The following is a 15,615-nucleotide window of genomic DNA, read 5'->3' on the forward strand; positions in this document are numbered from 1 at the left end:
GGACCTGCTGCGGTCGCTGACGTCCCACCAGTGACGCTTCTTCACCTCCGGACGCAGAGATGGAGGGGGCAGGTACAACGGGGTGCCGGTACGGAGAGGGAAGTGTGGGGGCGTACGACGCGGAGCTCGGCGCTGCTGTCGAGCGAGCTCAGCAGGGGGACGACGAAGGGTTCGCTATCGCGTATCGGCTGGTGCAGCCGGGGCTGATCGGCTACGTCCGGGGACTGGTCGGCGACGACGCCGAGGACGTGGCCTCCGACGCCTGGCTGGAGATCTCACGCGACCTGGGCCGCTTCCGCGGCGACGGTGCGGGTTTCCGGGGGTGGACGGCGACGATCGCGCGGCACCGTGCTCTGGACCATCTGCGCAGGCAGAAACGGCGACCGCGCACCTCAGTCCTGGAACAGGACATGCTGGAGATGCCGGGCGGGCACGACACCGCTGCCGCGGCCCTGGAGAAGCTCTCCACGGAGCAGGCTCTCGAACTGATCGGCAGCCTGCCGCGCGAGCAGGCGGAGGCCGTACTGCTGCGCGTGGTCGTCGGGCTCGACGGGCCGGCGAGCGCGCGGGTGCTGGGCAAGCGGGCCGGGGCCGTTCGCACCGCGGCATACCGGGGACTGAAGGGACTGGCGGAGCACCTCACAAGGGCCGGAGCAGGTGGTGTGACGCCTGGGGTCCGGCGCACGCTGAAGGATGAGACATGAACCCCGAACGGGAAGATCCCCGGCCTCCGGAGCTGGAGGCGCTCCTCGACGCGGCGAGCCGCCCCGGCGGCCTCGGCCCGGCCGCTGAGGAGAAGGCGCTCCGTGCGTTCCGCACGGCACGTGAGAACGGCGTGCACGCGTCGCCGCTGCGGTGGCGGCGCCGACGGGACGACTGGCGGCCCGCCGACGAGCGTCGCCGGTCGCGGTCGCTGAAGGTGCTGCTGGCGGGTGTTGTCACAGCGGTGGCGCTGGGCGGGGTCGCGGTGGCGGTGGAGGAGGGGGCCGTCCCGTTGCCGTTCGGCGGCGGCGCGGAGCCGAAGCCGGGGCAGAACGCGCCCACCGTACCCGGCTCGGGTGAGGCATCGGCTGATGAGGGGAGCGGGTGGCAGGCACCGCAGCGTCCGCCGAGGTCCTTCCCGTCGACCGCCCCGCAGGAGCCCCCGAGGGAACGCCCGGGCACGGCGCAGGACACCGCCGCGCACTGCCGCGTCCACCTGGCGGCAGCACAGGGACGGGGCAGGGCACCCGGGGACGCGGCGACCACCCGGCTCGAGGAGGCGGCCGGCAGCCGGAAGGCCGTACCGGGCTACTGCGAGCGGCTGCTGGAGGGCGAGCAGCAGGCCGGGACCGGGGCGAAGGCGGCCGAGAGGAGTCCGGCGCATCCCGAGAAGCCGGCGACGAAGGATGTGCAGGCACCGGCCGGCCCCGGCGCGGCACAGGACTCCGGAGCGGGGTGACGGGTCGCGGGCCCTGCGTCTGCCGTCTGCCCGGTCACGGGGTGACGATCGCGAAGTTCGGGTCGAACTCGTCGAGGAGCCCCGCGTAGGCGTCGAGGGCGGACGTGTCTCCGTCGAGCGTGATGCGACCGGCCTCCGCGAGCTTCGCCGCGGCAGCCGGCTGCAGGACAGCGCCGACCACGGCTTCTTTCGGGCCACTGACCGTGACCTGCGGGTTCTTCGAGGCACCGCTTCGCGCGTTGAGCACGCCGTTCTTCACCCACATGGTCCAGGTCTCCCCCTTGTCGGTGAACACGAAGTCGATCCGGACATCGGCGTGGGCGGCCTTCTCACCGATCACGTGGACCGCCGCGTAGTCGAAGAGGATGTCGAACGGCATGGCCAGGACCATGTCCGGGCTCACGGTGGTGAACTGCGCCGGGACGACGCCCTCGCGGAGCTCGCGGGCGGCGGTCAGGAAGATGTGACGCCACTGCGGGCCCTCGGCCTGGTAGCCCATCTGCTCGTAGGCGTCGGCCTGGAGGTGCCTGGCCTCCTGGTCGTCCGGAGTGGCGAAGACCAGCGGGTGCAGGACCTCGACCGCCCACCGGTACTCCCCGGCCTCGACCGCGCGCCTGCCCTCGGCCAGCAGGGCGTCCGCGCCGACCAGCCGCACCCACTTCTGGGAGGACTCGACCGGGGGAAGAGGGTGCAGCGAGACGGGGTCGCCGTCCCACATGCCCAGTTCCTTGGTGAAGACCGCACGCACATCGTGGTGGAGGGTGCCGTGGTAGTCGCGGTTGAACCACTTGCGCCCCAGTACCTCGGGCAGCTGGACGGCTTCGGCGGCCTCCAGCGGCGTGCAGCCCTTGTTGGCCAGCCTCAGCGCCTGGTCGTGGATGTACTTGTAGGTGTCGCGCTGGGACTCCAGGAAGGCGACGACCTCGGCGTTGCCCCACACGGGCCAGGTGTGCGGCCCGTAGTGGACCTCGGCCTCGTCGCCCCAGCGCTCCAGGGTCTCGTCCAGGTAGCGGGCGAAGTTGCGGGCGTCGCGGGTGCGGGCGCCGCGCAGCGTCTGGATGTTGTGCAGGGAGTGGTTGGCGTTCTCCGCGCAGGTCAGGGCCTTCAGCTCGGGGATCCAGATGTGCATCTCCTCCGGCGCCTCGGTGTCCGGTGCGTAGAGGAACTCGAAGGTGAGGCCCGAGATCACCCGCTGCTGCCCGGTCTCGGTGATCGGGTCGGTCGGGGAGATGTACGTGATGGTCTTGGCCCCAGGGGCGGCCACCGCGATGCCGCACGAGCACACCTGGTGCGGGTCGAAGTCCAGGAGCGCCCCGAAGGCGTAGCTCGCCCTGCGGGTCATCGCGTTGCCGGCGACGATGTTCTCCCCGATCGCGAACCTGTCGAACGAGGCGATGGTGCCCGGCGCGATGATCGGCACTTTCCCGGATACGACGTCCGCCTCGTCCACGATGCCCTTGACCCCGCCGTAGTGATCGACGTGTGTGTGGGTGTAGATCACGGCCGCGACCGGCTTGTCGGCGACATGCTCGCGGAACAGCGCCATGCCCGCACGCGCCGCCTCCACGGAGGTCATGCAGTCGATGACGATCAGCCCGTCGTCGCCCTCGACGACGGTGAGGTTCCCGGTGTCGGTGTTGCGGACCTGGTAGAGCCGGTCGACGACCCGGTAGAGCCCGGGCTCACGGATGACCTGGGACTGCCGCCACAGACTCGGGTTGACCGTCGGAGGCGCCGGGGCGTCACCGGCCAGGAACGCCGTGCTCGCCGCGTCGTAGAGGACCGAGCCGTCCTCGCGGTGGACCTTCCCGTCCGGGATCGGCGCGACCAGGCCCCGGCGGGCGGTCTCGAAGTCCTCACGGTCGTCGAGCGCGTAGAGGGACGCGGCGTTCCGGTTCGCCGCCACGGTGGCCGGACTGGCTTCCTTCGGGGCGTACGGCATCGTTCCTCCGGTCGCTGTCACAAGGGGCCGTCCGAGGGCGCGGGCTTGTCCTCCCGGAGAACCTCACACGCGGCGCGGTACCCCGCAACACGAGCGCTCGGCGCGGCCCGGTCGCGGCGACACGTTCCGCGCGAGGCCCGCCGCCCGACGCCCGCCCCCGAAGCCCGGCCGGGACGTTGCACTCCTCATCTGTCGCGGAATCCCTGTCTTTGTCGCCGGCTCCCGGTGGATTCGTCCTCGGTCGGTAACAGAGGCAGCTTGTACGGGCGTTCGTATGTCTTCATGGGCGCACGGCATCGGCGGAGACAACAGAGGGCGGGCGGACATGGCAAGGCACAAGGGAAGGGGATGGAACGGCAAACTTCTCGCGGCGGCACTCGGGGTGACTACCTTGGCCGCTGTCACCTCCGTGTGGACCGCGCAGGCGGACCCCGCCGGAGGGCGCCAGCCGCAAGCGCGTGTCGCCCAGCCCGTGGCCAAGGTGGCGGCGGACATCGCGCACGCCTCGGACCGTGGCCCCCAGGGCGTCAACATCACCATCGACGACGGGCCGGACCCGGTCTGGACGCCGCAGGTGCTGCAACTGCTGAAGGACAGCGGTGTGAAGGCCACGTTCTGCATGGTGGGCACGCAGGCCCAGGCGCACCCGGACCTGGTCAAGGCGGTCGTGGCGGACGGGCACCGACTGTGCAACCACACCGTCTCGCACGACACCACCATGGACAAGAAGTCCGAGGCCTACCAGTCCCAGCAGATCCTGGATGCCGAACGCATGATCACCAAGGCGTCCGGGGGCGTCCGTCCGCAGTACTACCGGGCCCCGGGCGGTGCGTTCACCCCGTACAGCCGACAGCTCGCCGCGTCCCGGGGAATGCGCCCGCTGGGCTGGAACGTCGACACCAAGGACTTCGAGCATCCCGGTGTGGACGCCATGGTCGCCACCGTCAAGAGCGAGATCGCCAACGGGCCGACGGTCCTCTTCCACGACGCGGGAGGAGAACGCTCGGAGACCGTGGCCGCCCTGCGCGAGATCCTGCCGTGGCTGAAGGAGCAGGGCTACTCCTTCGGCTTCCCCGTGCGGTGAGTGAGACCCGCCCCCGGGATGGCTGGGAGTAGGTCGTCCACAGGCCCGCGAGATCGCGATCGAGAGCCGTGAACGCTGCGATGCCAGGGCCCTGTTCCCGGTGACCGGACTGGCGAGTTCGCCGCCAACACGAACAGTGTCACCACCGGCGGCGGTCCGCGTGCTCCAACACCGTGGCGCAACCGCCCACACCCGTCCTCGGGGGCGGCCCAGGTGCGGCGGCGCTCGGCACGTCAGTAGTCCTAGGCATCGGACTCGGTGAGATCCTTGGCGAGCCGCCAGCCGTCTCCCGCCGGCTCGAACAGAAAGAGGTGGGAGCCCGCATAAGGCGTGGTCGGCTGTGAGTCCTTGCCGGACGGATCGGTGGCGTACGGCGTCGTGTACTCGTCGACCCACACCTTGGCCCGGTCACCCTGCATCTCGACGTCGGAGACGACAGCACTGGCAACGGCCTTGTCCCACACTTTGCCCGGTGGTGGCTCAAGGCTCCGCCAGTACGCCGTGGCGAGGTCTGCGTCGCGCTGGAAGACCCTCAGAGCCGCTTGCTCGAGCGACTCCCGCTCCGCTGTTTCGATCCTGTCGTGCACCACCAACGTGGTTGGCACAGCCGCGACTAGCGCTGCCAATGCTGCCAGAACCAGCTTGTTCTTCTTGTTCACGGTGCCCCCACCCTGAGCTGCGGATCTCACGGGAGAGTAGCGGATAAGCCCAGGTCAGCCCATAGCTGAGAGCTTCCTACGTCGTTGCTTCCCATGGGCGTGCTCACCTTGGTCGCGCACGTCCACGTCGGGGCGGGCCGCACTCGCCGGGAAGCCGAACGGCCCGCACGGCCATGAACAGCTGGCGCCTACCGTTTCCCGCGGATCTTGCGCTTCTTCGCTTTGGCTTCCTTCTCCTTGCGCTGCGCGACCCCGTAGGCCGACCACGGGCCTTGATGCTTCGCACAACGAGAGGTGCCGACCACCGCGAGGTTCCGGCACGCTGTGCCCGCCTTGGTGCGTGCGCCACACCTGGATTGAGACGCCACTCCGTACCCCCTACGAGCCGCCGAGTAGTGACCTCAGGGAGGCTTCTACACGGCGATTGCGCTGGGGAAGGCGTATACGCGACGCACGGAAGCACGCTCGGGCACCGATGGGGCACGCCGCTACGGCGTGATCCACTCTGCCCAACCAAAGGTGAACTTGTATGCGGCGCGCACGGCGCCCTTCGCCGCTCGTGATGCCCGCATGTCTGCGGTGTGGCGATCTCTTGCCGCATCAGGATCGGCGTTCGGCCCTTCCGGCAAGTGCTGCTCCACAAGCGTCCTCCCCTTCAGCTCATCCCACCCCATGGACCATGGAGGCGCGCAACCCGCATCTGCTCAGGCCGGACAGCTCGTGATCTTTCGGCCCGGAAGACGCCGCGTTGATCAAGCCGGTACGACGTCGGCAGGCGAGCCGTCACCGTACGAGCTGCCCGCAGTCAGGCCCTCGACGAACGAGCGGAAGTCGCCGGCCAGCACGAGCTCCGTTTCGAGATCGGTCTCGAACCATGTGACCGAGGGATCGCCGTCCCGCCCGCAAGCGCGGTAGTCGAGCCCGATCCAGCAGTGCCCGTCACCGGAGAGCAGCACAAGGGGAGCCGGCATGCCCCATTCCTCGACCAAGTAGGGAGTGTCGAGCAGCGAGGTCGCTCCGTCCTGTCGCCCGATGCCCATCAGGTGGTCGAAGGGAACGTGGTCCTCGCTCCACGAGGTCGGCCGGCTGGTGGGGAACGCATCGTGACCGGCAGCCACGATGCCGCCGTTCTGAGCCCGCAGAAGGTCAAGCAGCGCCGAGGGCAGCGTCACGCCGAGCACACGCTCGGCCTCTCGCACCGTCTCGTCCGTCAGAGGCTGCTGGGCACCGTAGTCACCGTCATCCCAGAACGTCGCCCTGATCTCATCGAATCGCGCCATGGCCGGCAGCCTACGACCCGGTCGCTCACAGGCGGCTTCAGATTTCATACGCCGTGCATAGAACGGCACGCTCCGCTCCCCCTAGTCTCCTGGCATGGCAGCAGAAGGAATGCTCGCTGCTCGCCGCCATGTCGATTTCGGCAGGCTGGCGAGCGCGCTGTGTACCGCCGACACGGCGTGACCGCCGAGGCCGGTCGCTTGTCGCCCGACCTTCGAGCAGCCCTTGTCCGGCACCCTTCGCGGCAGTGACCCGGTTCAGATCCGGTCAGTTCACGCCGTACGGACTTCGTTGCGGGATCCCACTCGGCGCCCGGCCGTCCTCACGCCTGATTCCGTCCCTTCCTTGTTTCCGGCAGGAATTGCCGTGCCCGTGCGGGCGCGCGGTGTCCATGAGTTCCGCGTGTCCAGCATGCGGTTTCCGCACCCCGCCGCCCCATTGATGGACCACAGGAGGAACGATCCATGAGTCACAACGACAGACCGCAGGTGAGCCGGCGCGGCTTTCTCGCCGGTACGGCGGCGGCAGCTGCCACGGCGGCCGTGCCCGCGCTGGCGCAGGTGGCCGCCGCAGGCTCCGCGGCCGCCGCGAGCCGCCCGAACATCCTTCTGATCGTGACCGACGACCAGCCCAAGCAGACGGAGTGGGCGCTCCCCAAGACCGTCGACTGGCTCGCCGGACGAGGCGTGCGGTTCACCAACGGCCATGTCACCACGCCGCTCTGCTCGCCGTCGCGGTCGTCGGTCCTGTCCGGGCAGTACGCCCACAACCACGGCGTGCGGAACAACGCGGCCTCGTACCAACTGGACCAGAGCACCACCCTTCAGCGGTACCTCAAGCAGGCGGGCTACCGCACCGGCCTGTTCGGCAAGTTCCTCAACGCATGGACGCTCGCCGAGAATCCGCCGCACTTCGAGGACTTCGCGCTGCTCCAGCCGGCCTACGTCGACGCTCGGTGGAACGTCAACGGCAACGTCCAGACGATCAACGGCTACACCACCAGCATCATCAAGAACCGGACGCTGGACTTCCTGGACAAGGCCGCGACCGACAGCCGCCCCTGGTTCGCGTACGTCACTCCGTACGCCTCGCACGGCCCCCGTACGCCCGAGGCCAAGTACGCGGGTACCGCCGTGCCGGACTGGAACGGGCGGCCCTCCGTCCCCGAGGCCGACCGGAGCGACAAGCCGGTCTTCATCCAGAACGCGACGGGGACCCTGGCCGAGGGCCGGCGGATCCGCGCGGAGCAGTTGCGGAGCCTTCGTTCCGTCGACGACGCGGTGCAGGCGTTCAGGGACAAGCTGACGGCCCTCGGTCAGCTGGACAACACCCTGGTCATCTACATCGCCGACAACGGCTTCGGCTGGGCGGACCACGGCTGGACCAAGAAGTCGGTGCCCTACAGCCCCGCCCATGAGGTCCCGTTCTACCTCTCCTGGCCGGCCGGTGGCCTGGGCGCAGGAACCACGGACAACCGCATCGTCGCCAACATCGACATCGCGCCCACGGTCCTCGACGCGGCCGGGGTCACGCCGGGGCACGCGCAGGACGGCAGGTCGCTGCTGACCTCGTACAGCCGCGACCACCTGCTCGTCGAGTTCTGGAAGCAGGGCACCGCCGCGGGCGGGCCGCCGACCTGGGCGTCGTACGTGGCCAAGAACAAGCAGTACACCGAGTACTACGACCTGACGACCGACGCCGACGGCGGGGTGTCCGGCACGGGACAGCTGAAGTTCCGGGAGCACTACGACCTCGCGGGCGACCCGCACCAGCTGAAGAACAGCCTCCACCAGGCGACCCCGCAGGACGAGCAGAACCTCGGCATACCCGCACTGGCGGCCCAGCTCGCCACCGACCGCGTCAGCTAGCAAGGAACCAAGCCTCCGGCAGGGGCCTGGAGCGCCGGCTCCAGGGCCCTGCCGGACCGTCCTACCGAAGGAGTTGCTGTGTCCTCCTCCTGCTGCACACCGGGCCACGGTGACGCCACGACCGTCACGGTCTCCCTCGCGCCGCCTCCGCCCCGGTCGGCATCCGCCCTCCGCGTCGCCAAGCAACTGCTCGCCCTCCCCGGCGGGCGCTTCCTCATGGGCACCGACGACCCGGACGGCTTTCCGGCCGATGGTGAAGGCCCGGTCCGCGAAACCGGGATCGCCCCCTTCCGTATCGCGCCCACAGCCGTGACCAACGCCCAGTTCGCCACCTTCGTCAAGGCCACGGGCCATGTCACCGAAGCCGAGCACTTCGGCTTCTCCTTCGTCTTCGCCGGCCTGCTGCCCGACGAACTCGCCGCCTCGTCGCAGCCGGTGGCGGCAGTTCCGTGGTGGCGAGCGGTGCCCGGTGCCACCTGGAGACACCCGGAGGGCCCGGGCTCCTCGTTCGGCACCCGGCAGAACCATCCGGTCGTGCACGTCTCATGGAACGACGCACAGGCGTACTGCGCGTGGTCCGGTACGCGGCTGCCGACGGAGACGGAGTGGGAGTACGCCGCGCGGGGCGGCCTGGAGCAGCAGCGCTACCCGTGGGGCGACGAACTGACGCCCGGGGGACGGCATATGTGCAACATCTGGCAAGGGGAGTTCCCCCTGCACAACACGGGTGAGGACGGCTACGTCGGCACAGCCCCGGTGACGTCCTACCGCCCCAACGGCTACGGCCTCTACAACGTGGTGGGCAATGTCTGGGAGTGGTGCGAGGACTGGTTCACACCGGACGGGTCCCGCGTGATGCGGGGCGGCTCCTACCTGTGCCACGACTCGTACTGCAACCGCTACCGCGTCGCGGCCCGAAGCTCCAACACGCCGGACAGCTCGACGGGGAACATCGGCTTTCGCGTGGCGACCTGACAGGAAGCGTGGGGGGCACGTCCGCCGAGCCTGAGCAGCCCGACGGGCACGCTTTCGTCTTGAGCGGACCGGGTCGAGGTGGGTTTGCCCTGTTCGGGCATGAGGGATGGATCGTCCATGTTCTCGTTGCCCGTGGACTCGCGCCGGGACTCCCTGCGCCGACGGTTCTCCTCCGACAGCTACGTCGCCCTGCCCGGGCTCATCAGCCCCGCGGGGCTCGCGAAGCTCGGAGGGGAAGCGCGCCGGCTGGAGTCCGATGCGGTACGCCGGGACTTCCGCATGCCGTACATGGCGGACAGCCCCCGGCACATGACCACGCTCGGCGGACACCAGATCGCCGACGCTTCACCGCTCATCACGCGTCTCTACGAGGACCGGGAACTGATGCGGCTCCTGTCCTCGCTCCTGGGTGAGACGGTCGTCGCCGTCCATGACCCCGTCGAACGCCACGTCCTGAACGTCCTGCACCGCCCGGGCGACACCCATGGCGCGCACACCGATGACTACCCGCTCGCCCTGGTCCTCTTCCTGGAAGCCCCGCCGCACCCTGCCGACGGCGGACTGCTGGAGTTCCACCCCGGCAGGGACCTCGACGAGCTCGACACGCCCGGCGCCCGGCTCGTGCACCACGGGCCCGGCGACGGCTACCTCCTGCGGAGCGACCGCACCGCCCACCGCGTCACCCCGCTCGGGCGTCCGGGGCTGCGGCGTACGGTGCTCAACTTCGCGTACACCACGCCGGGCCGCCAGGGAACGACCGCGCCATCGGCCTCGCTCCTCTACGACTGAGGTCAACCCGCAACGGGACGCCGTCCCCGGCACGAAGAAGCAGTCGCAGGACCTGCCGGCGGCGTTCTCCTAAGCCGTGGCCCACGGCGGCACGGCCGCGAGCGGCCGCCGGGCACTCCGTCCGGCGGCGTACCCCCCGATCCCCAGGCCGATCCCGACCAGGGCCAGCAAGACCCCGAGGACTCCGAGCGCCCCCGACGCCACCGGGGCGGCGGAACCCTTGTGCACGCGCCCGAGCACCCCGGAGGCCGCGACGCTGCCCTGCTGCTCGTCGAGGAAGAACCGCGAGTCGTTCGAGTTGCCCCGGTGGTCGCCCAGCAGGAACAACCGCCCGTCCGGCACACGCACGTCGTACGGCCCGGTCGCCGGGTTCACTTCGCCGCGCATCAGATACGGCTCGTCGACCGGCTTGCCGTTCACCGTGATCCGATTTCCGTCGCACACCACGTGATCGCCGCCCATCCCGATGACCCGCTGCAGGACGGGACCGCCCTGGTAGCGATCGGGCACATCGACGAGTACGACATCACCCCTGCGCACCTCGCCCGCGTCGATGCTCTCGATGACCAGCCGATCGCCCTGGCGGTACGTGGGCTCCATCGCCTCGCTCATGACGGTGGCCCCCTGGTAATGCGTGAAGAAGTACCCGATGCCTCCCACCGCCAGGAGCAGCCCGAGTGGCACCAGTACCCAGCCCGCGACTCTCAGCCCGCTGCCTGCTATCCGCTGACGCATGAACACCCTCCCCTGAAACGCCCTGGACCGGGCGGACCAGCAGAGGTTAAGCGGTGTCGGGACGGAAGCGCGCCTCACCCCCAGGTCCGCCCAGGTGGGTGGAGCCGGGGACTTGTGCGGTCTTGGCCGGTGCACGGTGCGGTCACGGTGGGGGCTGCTGACCTCCGCTCTGCGCCTCCTACTAGAGTGCGATGCTTGTTCGATTCGCCGAGAGGCGGAGGGGGAGGGGTTGTGGGTACACAACTGAGGGACACTGCGGGGCAGTTGGCAGAGATTCTGTGGCGGGAGCACACCGTGTACCGGGAGCGGTCCGGCGGTGTGGTCATCCGGGGTGAGCACGTACGGCGGTGGATCAGCCTCGCTCCGGCGGGCGGCCGGGACGAGGTCCTCGTACGCGCGGGGCGCATCCTGGACGGCGGGACCACCGCTCCGGCGCGTTCGGAGGCCGTGGTGCCCCTCTCCGCCGGTACGGGCGTGCTCGCCGCGACCTGTCGGCGCCTGCTCGCCGAGGCGGCGGCCGATGTGGCGCCGGTCGCTCCGGGACGGGCAGCGCCCGGGCGGTCCCGTAGGTCCGCGAAGGCTACGCGGCCCAGGAGCAGTGGGAGGCACACCGGTTTCGGCTCGTGGGTGGTCCTCGCCTGCATCGCCGGTGTGATCGCGCTCTACGTCTACAGCACCGCGATGCACGGCTGACCGGCAGGACAGGGACACATCGGCCTGGCCGCAGGGAAGGGGCCAGGCCGTCGGCGTCAAGGGACCGGACTTCGACCGTCGGTACACCACAGAGGGTGCCGGGGGCCCTCCGCGAAAGGCTGCCGATGGACGGCCGCGCTCGGGTCCGTCGGCCGCGGCTGCCTGTTGGTGCTGTGTCCGATGGCGCGGAGACCTGTGCCTTGTCAGCTCGGGGTCAAGGGTCGGTAGGGTCGGCGAGTGATCAATATGGTGGTGCGTGGGGACCGGGGAAGGGCCGTGGCTCGTGCCCAGGGTGGACTGGAGTGGACGGACCTCCTCCCGGCGCTCGATCCGGTGAACTTCCCGATGCTGTGGGCGCTGAGTCCCTACGGGGATGCTGTCTTCAACGAGCGACAGGTTCCGCTCCTGCTCGAGGAGCTCGATCGACTTCCCGAAGCCTACGGAGGTGCCTGGGTGGACCAAGCCCGTGACTTGTGCCAGGTAGTGCAGAGCGGGACACATCGATACCTCTGGTTCGTCGGCGACTGACCGCGATCCCGAAACCGACTGTGGAATCAAATCCCATACCCACAGCAGGTGAACGACCTCTGGCCAGGCGGTCGGGCGCAGAAGGGCCACGCGTGGAGGCGGGTCACCTGACCATTAATCGCATCGTTCAACAGCGTCGGATTGCAGTCTCAGCTCCTGGACCTGATAGCAGTCGGAGTAGATGGTGGCGATGATTGCGCCGCACGTGCATGCCAGGTTGGGCCCCCATTCGCCGTCCATCCCGCAGCAGTAGCCACGGCGCATCGCGATGTCGGGGTGCTCCTCCAGACCGAGGCTGTCGCCGGGGTTGAGCACGATGGTGCCGCTCGGGCCGGACTCCACCAGGAAGCCGGACGACTTATCCAGTACGTACGGTGGGCCTGACGCATCGGGATCGACCGCAAACGCCCCCGGAGGCATCCGCACGATGGGTTCAGCGGAATGCCCGCTTGCATCCGGGGGTGACGCCTCCGCCCGGTACCACCCTTCATCCACATCAGGGTCCGGCAGGGACCGCTCGCTGACCGTCGGGGTTACCGCTCGGTGGCAGCCGCGGCACTGGAAGACCGTCATCAAGGCATCTCATTTCTTCGATCATTTTCGGCGCAGGCGTCACCAGGCACCCGGAGTGCGCCAGGGACGGGCCGAATGGGGGCGGCCCGTGGAGACGCGGGTCCGCCTCCAGCCCGTCGTGGTGAAGCCTTTTGCTGGGGTGGTCACCCCTGCCTGCCGAACGTCAGGCCGATGCCCCACTGTCGACGACCAGGTCGGTGCCGACCACCGCGCCCGCCGTGGGCGAGGCGAGGTAGAGCACCGCAGCCGCCACTTCTTCGGCCTCCGCGACCCGGCCGAGCGGGTTCTCCGACTTCACCCGCTCGGCACGGTCGGCCTCGGTCTCGCCGGGTCGTAGCGACATGGGAGCGGCGGAGGCGCCGGGGCTGACCGCGTTGATGCGAACGCCCTGGTGGATGTGGTCGAGAGCGGCAGCGCGGGTCAGCGCGGAGACCGCTGCCTTCGAGGTGATGTACGCGGCGGCGTTCGGGATACGCAGGTGGGCGCCCAGGTTGGAGGAGATATTGACGATGACCCCGCCACCGTTGTCCTTCATGTGCGCGATCTCGTGCTTCATGGCCAGCCAGACGCCGGTGACATTGGTCCGAAGTACCGCGTCCCAGTCCTCCTCGCTCACCTCTCCGACAGGGACGGTGCCGCGGAGTATCCCGGCGTTGTTGACTGCGATGTCGAGCCCGCCGAAACGGGTGACGCTCTCGCGTACGAGGTCCCGGACCCGGCCGGAGTCCGTGACGTCGACGGTGACGGCGGCGGCCGTGCCGCCGGCCGCCTCTATGAGGCCGACCGTCTCCTCCAGGGAGGCCGCGGTGCGACCCGCGGCGATCACGGACGCGTCCTCGGCGGCGAAGGCGAGCGCGATCGCGCGGCCGAGACCGGAGCCCGCGCCCGTGACGAGCACGGTCTTGCCAGTGAAGTGCTTCATTGTTCGGCAACTCCTTCGAGCGGTGGATTAGTCGGTGCGATGGTTCAGAAAGGCTGCGACGGCAAGGGCGGACCCCGTCGCGGCCAGGGACAGGGCGTCGCCGCCGAGCGTGAGCAGGAGGGCGAACAGGACGGTCGGACCGAGCTCCATCGCGCTGTTCAGCACACCGCCGGCGAGCCCGGTCTGCTGCGGCGGTACGCCTGCGGTGGCGAGCACGGCGGCTCCGCCGAAGGAGGCCGCGGTACCGGCCGACAGCAGCACGAGGCCCGGCAGCAGCCCGTACACGTACGGGGTGTGTGCGTGGAGTCCGGTGGAGGCGAGGAAGGCGAGCCCGGCCGCGCCGGTGCCGAGCCCGGCGGTCGTGACGGCTCCGGCCCCGTACCGGATGACGAGGGGCCCTGCCGCGCGGCCCGAGGCGATCAGCGCGACGGCGAACGGCACGAAGGCGGCCGAGGTCTGCAGCGGTGACCAGTCACGGGTCTGCTGGAGGTGCAGTGAGAGGACCACGAAGGTCATCGCGGTCCCGCAGGCGCTCAGCGCGATGGCCGTGAGGGCGAGGGCCCGCCGCCGGTCGAGCAGGAAGCGAATCGGTAGCAGCGGGTCGCGGGCGTGACGCTCGGCGTACAGGAACGCGGCAAGCAGTACGGCCCCGCCGAGCAGTGGCACGAGCACGCCGGTCGACGACCAGGGCCGGACGTCGGTGACGACGAGTCCGTAACTGGCGAGAGTGATCCCGGTGGTGGCGAGCAGCGCACCCGGCAGGTCCAGAGTCCTGCCCCGGTTCGGAGCGGTGTGCGGCAGTAGCCGGGGCGCGAGAGCCAGGGAGGTGACCGCGACCACGAGTGGTACGACGAAGGTCCAACGCCACGAGAGCCACGACAGGATGACGCCGGAGAGCAGATTGCCGGCGGTCGCGCCGAGTACGGAGAGTCCGCCCCAGGTGGCCATCGCCCTGCCGTACGCGGCGGGGGAGCGGAAGACGGTGCGCAGCACCGCCATGGCGGCGGGCGCGACAAGGGCCGCGCCTGCGCCCTGTGCGAGACGTGCCGCGAGCAGTGCCCCGATGCCGGGAGCGAACGGGGCGGCGGCCGAGGCCGCGGCGAAGAGGAGGAGGCCGACGGCGAGGGTACGCCGCCCGCCGAAGCGGTCGGCGAGGCGGCCACCGAAGAGCAGCAGGCCGGCGAAGGTCAGTCCGTATGAGGCGCTGAGCAGGATCAAGTCGGCCCGCTGCAGGCCGAATTCCCGCCCGATGAGAGGCAGCGGCACAGCGATCGCGGCGAGCGTGAAGATCAGCGTGGTCTGGACGCTTCCGAGAAGGACGAAGGCGTATCGGTGCTGCACGTCGACGACGTGGGTGGCTCCCCCGGCGGTCATACCCCTCCTCATATTTGATCGATCGGTCCATTATTCGGGCGTGCGGGAGCGGGCGCGGTGGTTCCGGCGCGTGTGATTCAGTCCAGCAGGGTCAGCGCCTGCTCGGTCGCATCCCGCACCCGGGCGGGATCGCTGGATGCCTTGCCGACGATCCGTACGCCCTGCAGCAGGACGAGCAGCATGCGGGCCAGCGCACGCGGATCACGATCCTCGGGCAGCTCGCCCTGGGCCCGGGCCCGTACGAGCGCGGACTGCAGCAGCGTCTCGAAGTGCTCCCAGCTGACCTCGACCCGGCGGGCCGCGGCGGGGTCGTGCGGGGCCAGTTCGGCTGCCGTGTTGGTGATGAGACAGCCATTCAGCCGGTCCTCGGGGGAGGCTGCTTCCGAGGCGAAACGGCGTACGGTCGCCCGCACCGCGGGCAGCGCGGGTCCCGGCTGTGACAGCTCGGTGAGGAGCAGCGGATCGCGCTCCTCCGAGTACCGGTCCACGGCCTTCAGGTACAGCTCGTGCTTGTTGCCGAACGTGGCGTAGATGCTGGCGCGACCGATGCCGAGGTGCTCGACGAGGTCGGCGATCGACGTCGCTTCGTAGCCGCGCCGCCAGAACAGCTCAAGGGCTGACTGCAGCGCGGCATCCGGATCGAATTCCTTGGTCCTGGCCACATCGGAGACCGTAGTCCATTACAGAACGAGCGGTCAATAAAGTTCCACCGACGCCACGTTGATGGGAGCTTCCCGTCCCTCGCGTGCGCACC

At 69.8% G+C, this 15,615-nt stretch carries 16 protein-coding genes; 8 read left to right on the forward strand and 8 right to left on the reverse strand.

Going from position 1 to position 15,615, the window contains the following annotated elements; translation table 11 throughout:
• Nucleotides 1-104 precede the first annotated feature (104 nt).
• Together OG257_RS20405 and OG257_RS20410 are read left to right on the forward strand one after the other, a co-directional pair.
• Nucleotides 105-704, forward strand: coding sequence for an RNA polymerase sigma factor (locus OG257_RS20405; RefSeq protein WP_329209431.1), 600 nt, complete (start codon nt 105-107; stop codon nt 702-704).
• Nucleotides 701-1,441 (forward strand): hypothetical protein, encoded by a 741-nt coding sequence (locus OG257_RS20410; protein ID WP_329209433.1) that lies wholly within the window; start codon nt 701-703, stop codon nt 1,439-1,441. The genes OG257_RS20405 and OG257_RS20410 overlap by 4 nt, the downstream gene beginning before the upstream one ends.
• 34 nt (nt 1,442-1,475) lie before the next feature.
• On the opposite strand, the gene OG257_RS20415 is transcribed toward OG257_RS20410, so the two are convergent.
• Entirely contained in the window at nt 1,476-3,383 is a 1,908-nt protein-coding gene (locus OG257_RS20415; protein WP_329209435.1) for an alkyl/aryl-sulfatase, read from the reverse strand.
• A 325-nt stretch (nt 3,384-3,708) separates the two neighbouring features.
• On the opposite strand from OG257_RS20415, the gene OG257_RS20420 reads away from it, so the two are divergent.
• On the forward strand, nt 3,709-4,467 hold the full coding sequence (locus OG257_RS20420; RefSeq protein ID WP_329209436.1) for a polysaccharide deacetylase family protein: 759 nt from the start codon (nt 3,709-3,711) through the stop codon (nt 4,465-4,467).
• A 242-nt stretch (nt 4,468-4,709) separates the two neighbouring features.
• Here the strand turns inward: OG257_RS20420 and OG257_RS20425 are convergent, their stop codons facing one another.
• Both OG257_RS20425 and OG257_RS20430 read right to left on the reverse strand, forming a co-directional pair.
• Nucleotides 4,710-5,126, reverse strand: coding sequence for a hypothetical protein (locus tag OG257_RS20425; protein ID WP_329209438.1), 417 nt, complete (start codon nt 5,124-5,126; stop codon nt 4,710-4,712).
• A gap of 752 nt (nt 5,127-5,878) precedes the next feature.
• Nucleotides 5,879-6,406, reverse strand: coding sequence for an SMI1/KNR4 family protein (locus tag OG257_RS20430; RefSeq protein ID WP_329209440.1), 528 nt, complete (start codon nt 6,404-6,406; stop codon nt 5,879-5,881).
• A gap of 462 nt (nt 6,407-6,868) precedes the next feature.
• Between OG257_RS20430 and OG257_RS20435 the strand changes: the two genes are divergently transcribed.
• The 3 genes from OG257_RS20435 to OG257_RS20445 all read left to right on the forward strand — a co-directional run bounded on the left by OG257_RS20435 (nt 6,869) and on the right by OG257_RS20445 (nt 10,036).
• A complete protein-coding gene (locus OG257_RS20435; RefSeq protein WP_329209443.1) occupies nt 6,869-8,272 on the forward strand; it encodes a sulfatase family protein in 1,404 nt (467 codons plus the stop codon).
• A gap of 78 nt (nt 8,273-8,350) precedes the next feature.
• A complete protein-coding gene (locus tag OG257_RS20440; protein ID WP_329209445.1) occupies nt 8,351-9,247 on the forward strand; it encodes a formylglycine-generating enzyme family protein in 897 nt (298 codons plus the stop codon).
• 117 nt (nt 9,248-9,364) lie between these two features.
• Nucleotides 9,365-10,036: a HalD/BesD family halogenase gene (locus OG257_RS20445; RefSeq protein ID WP_329209447.1), complete on the forward strand. Its 672-nt coding sequence runs from the start codon at nt 9,365-9,367 to the stop codon at nt 10,034-10,036.
• Nucleotides 10,037-10,105: 69 nt separating this feature from the next.
• Here OG257_RS20445 and lepB read toward each other — a convergent pair whose 3' ends face one another.
• Nucleotides 10,106-10,771: a signal peptidase I gene (lepB, locus tag OG257_RS20450; RefSeq protein ID WP_329209449.1), complete on the reverse strand. Its 666-nt coding sequence runs from the start codon at nt 10,769-10,771 to the stop codon at nt 10,106-10,108.
• 273 nt (nt 10,772-11,044) lie between these two features.
• Here lepB and OG257_RS20455 point away from each other — a divergent pair, with 273 nt between their 5' ends.
• The gene (locus OG257_RS20455; protein WP_329215216.1) at nt 11,045-11,464 is read left to right on the forward strand and encodes a hypothetical protein; all 420 of its coding nucleotides are present in this window, start codon (nt 11,045-11,047) and stop codon (nt 11,462-11,464) included.
• A gap of 246 nt (nt 11,465-11,710) precedes the next feature.
• A complete protein-coding gene (locus OG257_RS20460) occupies nt 11,711-11,992 on the forward strand; it encodes a hypothetical protein (RefSeq protein ID WP_329215218.1) in 282 nt (93 codons plus the stop codon).
• Between the two features lie 114 nt (nt 11,993-12,106).
• On the opposite strand, the gene OG257_RS20465 is transcribed toward OG257_RS20460, so the two are convergent.
• From OG257_RS20465 to OG257_RS20480, 4 genes are all read right to left on the reverse strand, one after another.
• Nucleotides 12,107-12,565, reverse strand: a complete 459-nt coding sequence (locus OG257_RS20465) for a hypothetical protein (RefSeq protein WP_329209451.1) — start codon at nt 12,563-12,565, stop codon at nt 12,107-12,109.
• A gap of 163 nt (nt 12,566-12,728) precedes the next feature.
• On the reverse strand, nt 12,729-13,487 hold the full coding sequence (locus OG257_RS20470) for an SDR family NAD(P)-dependent oxidoreductase (RefSeq protein ID WP_329209453.1): 759 nt from the start codon (nt 13,485-13,487) through the stop codon (nt 12,729-12,731).
• A 27-nt stretch (nt 13,488-13,514) separates the two neighbouring features.
• Nucleotides 13,515-14,861 (reverse strand): MFS transporter, encoded by a 1,347-nt coding sequence (locus OG257_RS20475; RefSeq protein WP_329209455.1) that lies wholly within the window; start codon nt 14,859-14,861, stop codon nt 13,515-13,517.
• Between the two features lie 77 nt (nt 14,862-14,938).
• A complete protein-coding gene (locus tag OG257_RS20480) occupies nt 14,939-15,523 on the reverse strand; it encodes a TetR/AcrR family transcriptional regulator (RefSeq protein WP_329209457.1) in 585 nt (194 codons plus the stop codon).
• Nucleotides 15,524-15,615 lie beyond the last annotated feature (92 nt).

The organism is Streptomyces sp. NBC_00683 (genome assembly GCF_036226745.1).
In the GTDB taxonomy this organism is placed as follows: Bacteria; Actinomycetota; Actinomycetes; order Streptomycetales; family Streptomycetaceae; genus Streptomyces.

Excerpts from the sequence above, each read along its gene's own strand:
- lepB (WP_329209449.1), bottom strand. The coding sequence starts at position 10,771 with ATGCGTCAGCGGATAGCAGGCAGCGGGCTGAGAGTCGCGGGCTGGGTA.
- OG257_RS20415 (WP_329209435.1), bottom strand. The coding sequence starts at position 3,383 with ATGCCGTACGCCCCGAAGGAAGCCAGTCCGGCCACCGTGGCGGCGAAC.
- OG257_RS20475 (WP_329209455.1), bottom strand. The coding sequence starts at position 14,861 with ATGACCGCCGGGGGAGCCACCCACGTCGTCGACGTGCAGCACCGATAC.
- OG257_RS20435 (WP_329209443.1), top strand. The coding sequence starts at position 6,869 with ATGAGTCACAACGACAGACCGCAGGTGAGCCGGCGCGGCTTTCTCGCC.
- OG257_RS20445 (WP_329209447.1), top strand. The coding sequence starts at position 9,365 with ATGTTCTCGTTGCCCGTGGACTCGCGCCGGGACTCCCTGCGCCGACGG.
- OG257_RS20465 (WP_329209451.1), bottom strand. The coding sequence starts at position 12,565 with ATGACGGTCTTCCAGTGCCGCGGCTGCCACCGAGCGGTAACCCCGACG.
- OG257_RS20470 (WP_329209453.1), bottom strand. The coding sequence starts at position 13,487 with ATGAAGCACTTCACTGGCAAGACCGTGCTCGTCACGGGCGCGGGCTCC.
- OG257_RS20460 (WP_329215218.1), top strand. The coding sequence starts at position 11,711 with ATGGTGGTGCGTGGGGACCGGGGAAGGGCCGTGGCTCGTGCCCAGGGT.
- OG257_RS20420 (WP_329209436.1), top strand. The coding sequence starts at position 3,709 with ATGGCAAGGCACAAGGGAAGGGGATGGAACGGCAAACTTCTCGCGGCG.
- OG257_RS20430 (WP_329209440.1), bottom strand. The coding sequence starts at position 6,406 with ATGGCGCGATTCGATGAGATCAGGGCGACGTTCTGGGATGACGGTGAC.
- OG257_RS20410 (WP_329209433.1), top strand. The coding sequence starts at position 701 with ATGAACCCCGAACGGGAAGATCCCCGGCCTCCGGAGCTGGAGGCGCTC.